Source organism: Tepidiforma thermophila (assembly GCF_002563855.1).
GTDB lineage: Bacteria > Chloroflexota > Dehalococcoidia > Tepidiformales > Tepidiformaceae > Tepidiforma > Tepidiforma thermophila.
Genome location: NZ_PDJQ01000001.1, coordinates 1,239,468 through 1,251,238, shown reverse-complemented (window position 1 = coordinate 1,251,238; position 11,771 = coordinate 1,239,468). Strand labels below are relative to the sequence as shown.

Below are 11,771 nucleotides of genomic sequence, written 5' to 3'. Positions count from 1 at the left end.
GCGGGCTGGCGGTTCGGTTCAACGACGGTGCGGCGAGGGCGAGGCGGCCGTAGAATCGGGGCCCGTGAGTGAGCAGCTGACCCGCGAGGAGATCCTGGAGCAGGCATACCGGCTGGGGCTGGACCAGCTGGGCGGGACGCTTGCGACGACCCATGCAGAGGACGGCACACCGTACGTGACGTTTGTGCTGTTTCACCTGCGGCCGAACGGGGAGGTGCTGTTCGGGAGCGGCACGCGCCCGCAGCACACCCGGAATATCCGGGCGACGCCGGAGGTATCGTTCCTGGTCGACAACCGGGAGGTGATCCGGTCGGACTGGACGGCGTTCAACCGTGTGGTTATCGAGGGGCGCGCGGAGGAAGTGGCGCGGGAGTCTGAGATGTATACGCCGCTCCTGCAGGAGCTGGAGTCGAAGAACAAGATGGCGGCGGTGTTCACCGACCGGGGCATCCTGTTCCGCATCCGGCCGCGGCGGCTGATATTGATGCGCGGGTTTGAGGCGGCGCGGCACATCGTCGATTTCGAGGGCGAGGACGCGGACTGACGGCCGCGAGCTAGAATCGGGGGATGGAGTACCCGGAGGCGGTCGGATACCTGCTCTCGCTGAGCGATATGGAGCGAGGATACCAGGCGTCGGCGAACCCGACGATGAGCGTGGCGTCGATGCGGTCGCTCCTTGCGCGGCTGAACGACCCGCACCTCGGGCGCCCGACGGTGCATATCACCGGCTCGAAGGGGAAGGGCACGACCTCGGCGATGGTCGCGGGGATCCTGCGGGAGGCGGGGTATTCAACCGCGCTGTACACGAGCCCGCACCTGCATTCGTTCACCGAGCGGATCGCGATCGGCGGGGAGCCGGTGAGCCCGGAGGAGTTCGCGGCGGGACTTTCGGCGATCCTGCCGGCGGTGGAGGCGGAGCGGGAGAGCGTCCACGGGGACGTGTCGACGTTCGGGGTGCTGACCGCGCTGTTTTTCTGGCTGGTGCGGGCGCAGCTGCCGCCGGTGGACTGGCAGGTGGTGGAGGTCGGGCTGGGCGGGACGTTCGACGCGACGAACGTGTTCGAGGCGACGGACGTGGCGGTGATCACGCCGATTTCGCTGGAGCACACGCAAATCCTGGGGAGCACGACGGTCGAGATTGCGCGGGACAAGGCGGGGATCATCAAGCCCGGGACAACAGCGGTGGTGGCGAGGCAGCGGGACCCAGCGGTGCTCGACGTCATCCGCGAGCGGTGCGCGGAGGTGGGGGCGGAGCTGGTGGACGCGGGGGCGCTCTACGACGTGGAGGTCACGGAGATGCACCCGTGGGGGCAGCGGCTGAGGGTGCGGCGGCCAGGCGGGGAGATGCTGGAGCTGCGGACGCCGATGCTCGGGCGGCACCAGGCGGAGAATGCGATGACAGCCGTGGCGGTCGCAGACGCGATCCGGGCGCGCGGGTTCGAACTCGACGACCGGGCGATTGCGGAAGGGCTGGCGCGGGTGCGGGTGCCGGGGCGGCTGGAGGTGATGGGCCAGAAGCCGCTGATTGTGGCGGACGGCGCGCACAACGGCGAAAGCGCGGCGGCGCTGGCGCGGGCACTGCGGGAGTATTTCACCTGGAAGCGGTGTTTCCTGGTTCTTGGGGTGACGCGGGATAAGGACCTGCGGGCGATGGGGTTCGAGCTGGCGAAGCTGGCGGAGCTCATTGTGTGCGTCGGTTTCCGGAACCCGCGGTCGCTGGACCCGTACGAGATGATCCAGCAGATCGGCTTCCTGGGGCCGGCGGCGGTGGCAGAGGAGACGGTCGCGGCGGGGCTGGAGACGGCGCTGGCGCATGCGAACCCGGATGACCTGGTGTGCGTGACGGGCTCGCTCTATGTGGTGGCGGAGGCGCGGGAGGCGATCCTGGGGGAGAGTGTCATCCGCGGGTAGGGGCTGCGGCGTAGATAACGGGTGAAGACCTGTGCACGGTTGACCGGTGCCGCGTCTATCGGCACGATAGGCGCGCTCCTGTATTCGAACACAGGCCCGAAAAATTGCACGAGGGGACAAGGATCATGAGCTCCTACTGGGACAGCTACTGGCGCCGCCGGCGGGTCAGCCGGCGGCGGGTTATTGCTGGCGGGTCGGCGGCGACGCTGGGACTGGCGACGATGGCGATTGCCGGCTGCGGCGATGACGATGACGATGAGGGCGGGAACGGGGGCGGCACGCAGCTGACCCCGGCGGCGCCGACGCAGGACACGTCGGAGAAGCCGGTCGCCGGGGGAACGCTCCGGCTGCTGGGCGGGCCGATTGGCTCGGTCATCGACATCCACCGGACGAACACGCCGTGGGAGTCGTCGTTCCTGTGGCACTGGTGCGGCAACTTCCTGATGCGGTTCCAGAAGGTGGCGCCGTTCCTGCCGGAGCCCGACCTTGCGGCAGCGCAGCCGGAGATTGCGGACGGGGGGACGACGCTGATCTTCAAGCTGCGGCCCGAGGCGAAGTGGCAGAACAAGCCGCCGGTCAACGGCCGGCAGGTGACGGCCGAGGATGTGAAGGCGTCGTTCGAGCGGATCAAGGCGCTCGGGGCGAAGTCGCCGCGGTCGGGCAACTATGCGATTGTGGACTCCATCGAGGCGATCGATGCGACGACGGTGCGCTTCAAGCTGAAGGCGCCGAAGGCGGACCTGCTGAACGCGATGTCGGACCAGTACGACCTGGTCATTCCGAAGGAGATTGCCGACCGCGGGGACGATGCGATCACAAAGCCTGAGGATGTGGTCGGTTCGGGGCCGTACGAGATTGCGGCGTTCGAGGCGGGCCAGCGGATCGCGGTGAAGAAGCGGGCGGATGGGTACTGGAAGCCGAACACGGCCTGGCTCGACGGTGCGGAGGTGGTGAACCAGACGGATAACCAGGCGCTGGTGAACGCCATCCGGGCGAACCAGGCGGATTCGGTTGGCCTGCCCGCGGACCTGGCACGGCAGTTCGAGAATGACCAGAACTTCTACATCACGCGGGCGCCGAACCCGACGCGCGAGTGCCTGCTAATTAACCACACGAAGGAGCGGTACAAGGACCTGCGGGTTCGGCAGGCGCTCTGGCGGGCGGTGGACCGGAAGCAGGTGTACGACAACGTGTACGCCGGCGGCGGTGTCGCCGGCGGGGCGATGACGCCGGCGGCCGCGGGCTGGGTGCTCCCGGACGCTGAGCTGGCGAAGCTGCCCGGCTTCGGGAAGCGGGAGGACGAGATCAAGGAGGCGAAGGCGCTGCTCGCCGCAGCCGGCTACCCCGACGGGTTTGAAGAGACGATCATGACGGCGACGGCGTTCAACGCGAACCAGGTGACGGACGTGATCGTCTCGAACCTGCGGGAGGTGGGCATCCGGCTGACGATCGACAATGTCGGGACGGACTTTGCGACGATGCTGCGGCGGCAGATCGCGGGTGAGTACAACCTGGCAGGGACGCTCTTCCTCTCGGGGCCGTACCCGGATGCGCAGCTGCTCATCTACCACCACAGCGACCCGGCGAAGGGCTCGCGAAACTACGGGAAGTTCGCGGACCCGGAGATCGACAAGCTGCTGGATCAGCAGTCCGTGGAGTTCGACTACGAGAAGCGGAAGCAGATCGTGTTCGAGATCCAGCGGAAGCTGGCGACGGCGCCGGGGCCGGTGTGGATCGGCTCGCGGATCATGTTCACGGTCTACAACAAGAGGGTGCGCAACGCAGTAGCGACGCCGTTCCTCGCCGGCTACGACGACGCCGAGGACGTGTGGATCAAGGCGTAACCGCCGGGGAGACGGTCTGGTAGGATTCGGGGCCCCGGGGAGCGCTTCCCCGGGGCCTCTTTGGGGGATTGGCGATGCAGAAGATCATCCTGCGGCGGCTGGTGCTGTCGATCCCGACGCTGCTGATCGTGTCGTTCCTGATCTTCGGGATTCTGCGGCTGGACCCGGACGCGGCGGTGGCGGCACGGCTCGGCGAGGGGTACACGCCGGAGGCAGCGGAGCAGCTGAAGGAGGAGCTCGGGCTGAACAACAACATTGCCTTTGAGTACGTGAAGTGGGTGGGGAACCTGCTGCGGGGAGACTGGGGCACCTCGATGTACAGCTACGAGCCGGTGCTTTCGGAAGTGATGCCGAAGGTCGGGGTGACGCTCGAGCTGGCGCTGGTGGCGGTGTTCTTTGCGGTGGTGATCGGGGTGCCGATCGGGGTGATTTCTGCGATCCGGCAGGACTCGTGGATTGACTACGTGCTGCGCGGGTTCTCGGTGCTGGGGCTTTCGGTGCCGGGCTTTGTGGTGGCGACGTTTGTGCTCGCGTTCCTGGCGATCCAGTTCAAGTGGATCCCACCGACGCAGTACGCGGCGCCATGGGAGGACCCGGTGAAGAATTTCCAGCAGTTCGCGCTTGCGGGGCTGATCCTGTCGCTGGCGACGGCGGCTTCGGTGATGCGATATACGCGGACGATGATGCTGGACGTGCTGCGGCAGGACTACATCCGCACGGCGTGGGCGAAAGGGCTGCGGGAGCGGGTGATTATCATGCGGCACGCGCTGAAGAACGTGCTGCTTCCGGTGATTACGGTCATCGGCCTGACGATGGCGACGCTGGTGGGCGGCACGGTGATTTTCGAAACGCTGTTCACGATGAACGGGGTGGGGCGGCTGCTCATCCGGGGTGTGTACGAACGGGACTATCCGCTGGTGCAGGGAATCACGCTGCTGTTCGCGCTTGCGGTGGTGCTGATCAACCTGGCTGTCGACATTTCGTATTCACTGCTCGATCCGCGGGCGCGGGGGTGAGGTGACGCATGGCTGATGCTGCTGCCCAGGTGGTGATTGCCGAGCCGCTGAGCCGACCGGCCCCGGGGGCGTTCGGGCGCACGGTCGGGTTCTTCCGCACGCTGATGCGGACGAAGCCGCTCGGCTTTATTTCGCTCATCATTATCCTGGCTCTCGGGGTGCTTGCGGCGTTCCCCGGGGCGTTCGCGACGCATGAGCCGGCGGACACGCGGGCCGGCGTACGCCTGCAGAAGTACTGTCTCGGTCCGCAGGACACGTTCCTGTGCCCGACGGTGGTGGAGAGGTCGGCGACGTTCGGCGACCGCAACGTGCCAGGTAAGCTTTCGAACCCGTTCGGGACAGACCAGCTCGGCCGGGACAACTACAGCCGGATCGTGTACGGGGCGCGGAATGCGTTTTACGTGGGCGTTGGGGCAGTCCTGATTTCGACGGCGCTGGCGCTGTTCGTCGGGGTGACCTCGGGCTATTTCGGCGGGCGGTACGATGCGATTCTGCAGCGCCTGGTGGATGCAGTGATGGCGCTGCCGGTGCTGGTGGTGTTGCTGGCGGCGACGACGATGCTGGGCGGGGCGACGTTCGGAAAGCTGATCGTGCTGCTGGGCCTGCTCGGCGGGTTCTCGGGGTCGCGGGTCATCCGGTCGGCGGTAATTTCGGTGCGGTCGGCGCAGTTCCTGGAGGCGGCACGGGTGCTGGGGGCGACGGATGCGCGGATTATGGTGCGGCACGTGATACCGAACATTTTCGGGCCGCTGATGGTGCAGGCGACGATCGGGATCGGGTCGATCATCCTGGCGGAGGCCGCGCTGAGCTTCCTTGGCTTCGGGGTGGTGAACCCGGACCAGCCGACGTGGGGGCAGATGCTGCAGATTTCGCAGCAGATTGCGAGCATCCGGCCGGACCAGCTGGTGTGGCCGGGGCTGTTCATCGCGCTGGCGGTATTCAGTTTCAACATGCTGGGCGATGCGCTGCGGGACCTGCTGGACCCGCGGCTGCGGGGCGCGCGCGGCAGCTTCAGCTGAGCCGGGCTGGACGCTTCGGCGGGGGGATCGGAACCTCTGGGCATGCGGTTCCTCGAACGGCTGGCGGCGGGCCGGTTCGCTGTGGCGCTGGAGATCACGCCGCCGCAGCGTCACCTGCCGAAGGTGCTCCTGCGGCGGGCGCGGCTGCTGGGTGATGCGGCCGACGCAGTGAACGTGATCCAGCGGCCGGACCGGCAATCGAGCCTCGCGGCATCGCTCGAGCTGCGGGCAGCCGGGATCGACCCGGTATGGCACCTGGCGGCGCGGGGGATGTCGGCAGCAGAGGTGACGGCGGCGGCGGAGGCTGCCAGGGCCGGGGGCATCGAGCAGGTGCTTTGCGTGGCGGGGGACCATGCCGCGAATGGTGCGCCGGGGGTGACGGTGCGGGAGGCGATCGGGCTGGTGCGGGCAGCGATGCCGGGCGTAACCATCGGGGCGACGCTGAACCAGTACGCGCGCGACCCCGCACGGGCGCGGCGGAACCTGCTGCCCAAGCTGCTGGCGGGCGCCACGTACGTGCAGACGCAGCCGACCTTCGATGTGGGCGGGCTGGAGGCAGAGCTGGCTGCGGTGCGGCCAGAGGCTGAAGGGGTGGCCGCGGTGGCGATGGCGATGCCCCTCCTGACGGCGGAGGCGGGGGAGCGAATTGCGCACCGGCTGGGGCTGGAGCTGCCGGGGCGGCTGCGGGACATTCTTTCGGCGGGCGACACCGAGGCGGCGTGGGCGTATTTCCGGGAGACGGTGGCGCGGCTGGTGGAGTCGCCGGCGGTGCAGGGTGTGGCGATTATGACGTTCGAGATGGACCCCCCGCCGGAGATGGGCGAACGGATTGTGGCGGCGCTGGAAGCGGCCGGGGCGCGGTGATGGCTGTCCGGCTCCGGGTGGCGACGTGGAATCTGCGGAACATCGCTGACCGGTGGGCTGAGCGGAAGCCGCTGCTGCTGGCGGCATTCCGGGAGCTCGCGCCGGACCTGTGCGGTCTGCAGGAGGTGGCGTTCGGGACCGAGCGCCAGGACGACGCGCTGGCGGCCGAACTGGGCGGGCACCCGCGGCAGTTCGCTGCGGAAAGTCCGCGCTTTCCCGGGTTCGGGAACGCAATCATCGCAGACTGCGGCGAGGTGCTGGCCCACGAGGTCGCTGACCTGGGCTTCGGGCGGACGGCGCAGCGGGTGCTGGTGGCGCTGCCGGGCGGGCTGGCCCTGTGGTTCGGGAACACACACCTGCACCACCCGCCGGATGCAGGGGCTGAACGCGAAGCCCAGGCGGGGCGGCTGCTGGCGTGGCTGGACGCGGCGCCCCGGGCCGACGCGGAGGTTTTGGTCGGCGATTTCAATGCGCCGCCGGGGGAGCCGGCCTACCGGGCGATGGAGACGGGCGGCTTCCGTTCAGCGTACCGGGAGGTGCACGGGGCGGAGCCGGCGGTGACGTGGCCCTCGGGGATCGTGGCGGAAGGGATGGATACGGACGGGGACCCCGCATGCCTCGACTACATCTGGCTGCGCGGCCGGGTGACCGCGACCCGGGCGTGGCTCCACGGCACGACGCCGGCGCCATGGGACCCGACGCTCTACCCGAGCGACCATTTCGCGGTCGCGGCCGAGGTTGCGGTGGGCTGAGCCCGCTCCCGGCGCCGTCCGATGATGGTGGAGATGGACTGGTGCCGCTGCTGCGAGGAGGGGAGCGCCGGCTGGGAGCTGGCCTGGCGTCCGCTGCGGCGCTACCGGCGGTGGCTGCCGACGGAGCCGGACCGGGAGGAGCGGGTGGAGGTGTGTGAGGGGTGTGCCAGGTGGCTGGCAGGGCTCGTCATCGACGCGCGCGGCGGTAGCGGGAGCCGCCTGTTCGGCCAGCCCGGTGCGAACGGCCGCCACCTGGTGTTCGATGACCAATGTGCGGCCTGCTGCGAGTCACCGGCAGAGCGGGCGTATGCGGTGCGGTGGGCGAGCGGCCCGGCCGTGCGCGGGGAGCTGTTCCTCTGCACGGCCTGCGCGCGGTGGCTGCTGGGGCTGGCCCGCTCGGGGCGGACGGTGCGGGGGATGGGCGAGCGGTACCTCGATGGCGCGTACGGCGCGTGGCCGCACCCGCGGCTGCGGGGGATGCGGACCTGGGTGAGGGTGCGCGAAGCCGGGGCGGCGGCGGTGCTCGCGGCGGCGACGGAGACGATGGGGCTGGAGCTGTGCGAGGCGCCGGGCGAGGCCGATGCGGTGCTGGTGGAGGCGACGCCCGCAGGGCAGGCGCGGGCTCTGGCAGCCTCGCTCGGGCCGGCGGCGCGGAAGATGGTGGTGCTTGCGGCACACGGCTGCCGTGCGGATGTCGCGAGGGCGCTCGAGCTTGGCGCGGCGGGCTGGGTGACGGTCCCGGCGACGCCGCAACAGGTGACGGCGGCGCTGGCGCGGCTGGCGCGGGGCCAGGCAGGCGGTGCGTGGGACCCTGCCACGCTCCTGCCGGTCGCCGAGCGGCCAGGCGGCGAACGGCCGTGGCTGTGGATGCCGGTGCCGGGCGACGATGGGTGGGAGCTGGCGTGGCTGGTCCGGCGATTCTGCCGGGGCTACGACACGGTAACGGCGACCGAGGGAGGTATCGCGGTGGTGCCGGTGGTGCCGCCGGCGTGCATCGGGCGGGTGCGTGAACGGCTGCGGGAGGCGGTGGGCGGCGCGGCGGCCATCGAGGTGCGCCGCAGCGGGGAGCTGCCGGCGCGGCGGTTCGAGGCTGCGGGATAGCGCTGCAGCGCATGCGGGAGTCCCCCGAGGGCAGGAGTGGACGGTTTATGGCATGCTGCGCGCATGTACACGATCCGGGTGACGCCGGAGGGACGGCTGCACGCCGAGGCGAGCGGGCGGCTCTCGACGGCGGAGGCGCTGCGCCTTGCCTCGCAGGGATTCGCGCTGGCGGATGCCGGGGCGATTACGGACCTGCTCGTCGATGTGCGGGGCGTGGAGCGGGGCCCGGGACAGTGGCTCGTGCTCGGGGCGGTGATTGCCAGCCGGATGGAGGGGCCGATGCGCCTGGCGGTGGTGGCCGGCCCTGCGCAGGAGCCGGTGGTGCGGCGCATCCTGCGGTATGCGGGGCTTCGCAACCGGGCGGCGGTGGTGATGACCGAGGAGGAGGCGCTCCGGTGGTTCGCGGGCCGGCTCCGGGAGCGCGGGCGGGAGGCGGCTTCGCGGGCTGCGGCTGCGAAGGCTGCGCCGACAGGTGCGGATGCGGAGGAGATCAGGCCGAAGGCGGGATAACGACGGCTTCGCCTTCGACGACGGTTTTGCCGTCCTGGTTGGTGACGGTGGTCTTGAACTTCACCCAGCGGCGCTGTTCGAGCTTTTCGATGGCTTCGACGCGGGCCGTGAGGGTATCGCCGAAGAAGACGGGCGCCCGGAAGTTGAGGGTCTGGCTGACGTAGATGGTGCCCGGGCCGGGGAGCTGCATGGCGAGGACGGTGGAGATGAACGAGCCGGTGAGCATGCCGTGCGCGATGCGCTGCTTGAACATGCCGCGGCCGGCGCTGACGGCATCGACGTGGGCGGGATTGAGGTCGCCGGTGATGCCCGCGAAGAGGTAGACGTCGGATTCGGTGATGGTTTTGGAAAAGGTTGCGGAGTCGCCAATGGAGATATCGTCGTAGGTCGCCATGATGGGAAGGATGGGGCCGGCACCGGTTGCGGGAAAGCGGCGGCTCAGGGGGTGGGGAGGAAGAGCTGGTACCTGCCGGCGATGGGGGTGCCAGCGGCGAGGGGGGCATCGATGACGAGGGTCACGGGGCCGACGGATTCGCCGATGGTGTTGCGGACGGCAGCGACCAGGGTGACGTTCCGCCCCTGGCCGGAGGCGATGACCAGTTCGGAGCGGCTGCCGAGGGTTGCGATGGCGGCGAAGGTTTGGCCGGCGGCGGCGATGGTCGCGGTGCGGAAGTTGAGCTGGCCGAAGAGTTTGGAGCCGTTTGCGACCCAGAGGTCGATGAGGACGACGTGGGTCATGCCGGCGGTCTCCTGCTTGCGGATGGCGCTGGCGAGCTGGAGTGATTCGCTGCCGCCGGCGGCGACGAGGATGCAGGAGAAGTACTCGATGGGGTAGACGGCTGCGCGGGTGGCCCTGACAGAGATGCCGCTGATGGCCTGTTCGACGGAGAGGGCGACGGCGGTTTCGCGGAGGGTGCCGCACCGGGTGGGCTGCTCGAGCAGGGCAGGGTCGACGGTGGGCGTAGCTGACGGTGTGGAGCGCGCGCCGGCGACGGCTTCTTCGGGCGCAGCCGGTGGCGACGGCGACGGGGACGGGGAGTGCGGGACGGGCGATGGGGACGAGGTGGGCGACGGGGCGGCGACGGTCGGTGACGAGGGGACGGACGCGACCCTGGGGGTGTCATCGGCGGTGGAGTGCCTGGGGGAGGGCTGGACGGCGAGCGCAAGGAGGAACGCGCCGGCGACGACAGCAGCGGGGAGGAGGTAGGCCGGGCGGAGGAAGCGGCCGATGGCAGGATTCGGCTGGAGGGTTCCCGGCGGGCGATTGCGCGTTTCCACCGGTGTTACGGTATGGCCCGAAGCCCGCGGTCGGGATCCGGAAATCCCTGATTTGGGCGGCGGCGTACATGGATATGGAGGGAACGTCGCTCCAGGGGTGGTGGCGGGACGTGGCCGCGCGGGCCTCGGCGCGGGCACCCGGCCCGCCTCCGGTCGGGCGGGCGGACGCGGGAAAGCGACCCGGTCCGCCCGTCACCGATTGACTGGCCGATAATTCTGGCTTGATCAACTGTTTGGCATGCTTACACTGTCCGGGTGGTGTTCTTTCGCCCGGACCGGCCGGGCTACGGTGAGAACCCGTACCCGGAGCTGGAGCGGCTTCGCCGGGCGGAGCCGGTGCACTGGAGCGCGAATCTCGGAGCGTGGGTGCTGACGCGGTACGCGGAGTGCGAGCAGGTGCTCCTCGATGCGGAGACGTTTTCGGCGGACCCGGCCGATGAAGGCGGGCCGGCGGGCGAGCGGGTGGCAGCGCACCGGGCTGCCATGCCGCTGGGCGATGCACCGATCCTCGGGCATGAGGATGGCCCGGACCACGCCCGGCTGCGCGGGGTGGTGAACCGCGCTTTCGGGGCGCGGGCGATCGCCGGGCGGCAACGGGACATCCGCGCGATCGTGGCGGAGCTCCTCGGGCGGGCGGAGCCGGGCAGGCCGTTCGAGCTGATGGGCGGGCTGGCGCGGCCGCTGGCGGCGATGACGGCGCTCCAGCACTTTGGGCTGCCGCCCGCGCGCTGGGAGGGATTTCACGCGGCGGCACTGGCGGTGATGCGGGCGCGGGTCGAGGGGCTTTCGGACCCGGCGGCGCCGGCGGGGGCTGAGGCGGCGGCTGACTACATCCTCGAGGCGCTGGACGAAGCCGCCCCGGCGCCGGGGGAGGACGGTTCCACGGTGGCGAGCGAGCTGGCGCGGGCGCTCGATGCCGGGGAGCTTTCGGCGGCGGAGGCGGTGATGCTGCTGGTGCACATCGGACTGGCAGGGAACGGGCCGACGGCGATGGCACTCGGCCACGCGGTTGCTGCGCTGGCTGCGCACCCGGCGGCCGGGGAGGCGATGCTGCGCGGCGACCTTGCGCCGGGTGCGGTGGTGGAGGAGACGCTGCGGTGGGACAGCCCGACGCACGCGGTGCCGCGGTTCGCGCTCGCCGATGTGCAGGTGGGCGGACGGCGGGTCCGCGCTGGCCAGCGGCTGCTGGTGATGATCGGGGCGGCGAACCGGGACCCGGAGCGGTTTGCGGAGCCGGACCGGTTCGATCCGTGGCGACGGGAGGACCGGCACCTGAGCTTCGGCGTGGGGAAGCACTACTGCCTGGGTGCGCCGCTGGCGCGCGCGGAGCTGGCGATTGCGCTCGAGGAGCTGGTCCGGCGGTTCGGCGTGCCGCGGGTGGTCGAGGCGGTACGGGGCGGGACGCTGCTGGTCCGCGGGTTCGAACGGCTGGTCATCGCGCCGCGGGAGCCCGGCGAACTGGAGGGCTGAGGTTCG

12 protein-coding genes are annotated in these 11,771 nt (G+C 70.2%); 10 read left to right on the top strand and 2 right to left on the bottom strand.

Translation table 11 applies throughout. The annotated features are described in order from the left end of the window. Positions 1–64 precede the first annotated feature (64 nt). The 9 genes from A9A59_RS06050 to A9A59_RS06010 all read left to right on the top strand — a co-directional run bounded on the left by A9A59_RS06050 (position 65) and on the right by A9A59_RS06010 (position 9,017). The gene (locus tag A9A59_RS06050; protein ID WP_165772538.1) at positions 65–544 is read left to right on the top strand and encodes a pyridoxamine 5'-phosphate oxidase family protein; all 480 of its coding nucleotides are present in this window, start codon (positions 65–67) and stop codon (positions 542–544) included. A 23-nt stretch (positions 545–567) separates the two neighbouring features. Next, a complete protein-coding gene (locus A9A59_RS06045; protein ID WP_098503427.1) occupies positions 568–1,911 on the top strand; it encodes a bifunctional folylpolyglutamate synthase/dihydrofolate synthase in 1,344 nt (447 codons plus the stop codon). A gap of 125 nt (positions 1,912–2,036) precedes the next feature. After that, positions 2,037–3,755, top strand: a complete 1,719-nt coding sequence (locus A9A59_RS06040; protein WP_098503426.1) for an ABC transporter substrate-binding protein — start codon at positions 2,037–2,039, stop codon at positions 3,753–3,755. 74 nt (positions 3,756–3,829) lie between these two features. Continuing rightward, entirely contained in the window at positions 3,830–4,771 is a 942-nt protein-coding gene (locus tag A9A59_RS06035) for an ABC transporter permease (protein WP_098503425.1), read from the top strand. An 8-nt stretch (positions 4,772–4,779) separates the two neighbouring features. Next, positions 4,780–5,790: an ABC transporter permease gene (locus A9A59_RS06030; RefSeq protein ID WP_098503424.1), complete on the top strand. Its 1,011-nt coding sequence runs from the start codon at positions 4,780–4,782 to the stop codon at positions 5,788–5,790. Between the two features lie 42 nt (positions 5,791–5,832). Continuing rightward, entirely contained in the window at positions 5,833–6,654 is an 822-nt protein-coding gene (locus A9A59_RS06025; RefSeq protein ID WP_098503423.1) for a methylenetetrahydrofolate reductase, read from the top strand. Next, positions 6,654–7,406, top strand: coding sequence for an endonuclease/exonuclease/phosphatase family protein (locus tag A9A59_RS06020; RefSeq protein ID WP_098503422.1), 753 nt, complete (start codon positions 6,654–6,656; stop codon positions 7,404–7,406). The genes A9A59_RS06025 and A9A59_RS06020 overlap by 1 nt, the downstream gene beginning before the upstream one ends. Positions 7,407–7,439: 33 nt before the next feature. Continuing rightward, positions 7,440–8,507: a response regulator transcription factor gene (locus tag A9A59_RS06015; RefSeq protein WP_098503421.1), complete on the top strand. Its 1,068-nt coding sequence runs from the start codon at positions 7,440–7,442 to the stop codon at positions 8,505–8,507. A gap of 63 nt (positions 8,508–8,570) precedes the next feature. Further along, on the top strand, positions 8,571–9,017 hold the full coding sequence (locus tag A9A59_RS06010) for a hypothetical protein (RefSeq protein ID WP_098503420.1): 447 nt from the start codon (positions 8,571–8,573) through the stop codon (positions 9,015–9,017). Here A9A59_RS06010 and A9A59_RS06005 read toward each other — a convergent pair. Further along, positions 8,998–9,411 carry a MaoC family dehydratase gene (locus tag A9A59_RS06005; protein ID WP_098503419.1) on the bottom strand — a complete coding sequence of 138 codons (414 nt, stop codon included), beginning with the start codon at positions 9,409–9,411 and terminating at the stop codon, positions 8,998–9,000. The genes A9A59_RS06010 and A9A59_RS06005 overlap by 20 nt on opposite strands. A gap of 44 nt (positions 9,412–9,455) precedes the next feature. Continuing rightward, the gene (locus A9A59_RS06000) at positions 9,456–10,295 is read right to left on the bottom strand and encodes a hypothetical protein (RefSeq protein ID WP_098503418.1); all 840 of its coding nucleotides are present in this window, start codon (positions 10,293–10,295) and stop codon (positions 9,456–9,458) included. Positions 10,296–10,550: 255 nt separating this feature from the next. On the opposite strand from A9A59_RS06000, the gene A9A59_RS05995 reads away from it, so the two are divergent. Beyond that, entirely contained in the window at positions 10,551–11,765 is a 1,215-nt protein-coding gene (locus A9A59_RS05995) for a cytochrome P450 (protein ID WP_098503417.1), read from the top strand. The last annotated feature ends 6 nt before the right edge of the window (positions 11,766–11,771 follow it).

What these genes read in the sequence shown, in the direction of transcription:
- A9A59_RS06020 (WP_098503422.1), top strand. Translation starts at nt 6,654, where the DNA reads ATGGCTGTCCGGCTCCGGGTGGCGACGTGGAATCTGCGGAACATCGCT.
- A9A59_RS06045 (WP_098503427.1), top strand. Translation starts at nt 568, where the DNA reads ATGGAGTACCCGGAGGCGGTCGGATACCTGCTCTCGCTGAGCGATATG.
- A9A59_RS06025 (WP_098503423.1), top strand. Translation starts at nt 5,833, where the DNA reads ATGCGGTTCCTCGAACGGCTGGCGGCGGGCCGGTTCGCTGTGGCGCTG.
- A9A59_RS06015 (WP_098503421.1), top strand. Translation starts at nt 7,440, where the DNA reads ATGGACTGGTGCCGCTGCTGCGAGGAGGGGAGCGCCGGCTGGGAGCTG.
- A9A59_RS06005 (WP_098503419.1), bottom strand. Translation starts at nt 9,411, where the DNA reads ATGGCGACCTACGACGATATCTCCATTGGCGACTCCGCAACCTTTTCC.
- A9A59_RS06040 (WP_098503426.1), top strand. Translation starts at nt 2,037, where the DNA reads ATGAGCTCCTACTGGGACAGCTACTGGCGCCGCCGGCGGGTCAGCCGG.
- A9A59_RS06030 (WP_098503424.1), top strand. Translation starts at nt 4,780, where the DNA reads ATGGCTGATGCTGCTGCCCAGGTGGTGATTGCCGAGCCGCTGAGCCGA.
- A9A59_RS06035 (WP_098503425.1), top strand. Translation starts at nt 3,830, where the DNA reads ATGCAGAAGATCATCCTGCGGCGGCTGGTGCTGTCGATCCCGACGCTG.
- A9A59_RS06010 (WP_098503420.1), top strand. Translation starts at nt 8,571, where the DNA reads ATGTACACGATCCGGGTGACGCCGGAGGGACGGCTGCACGCCGAGGCG.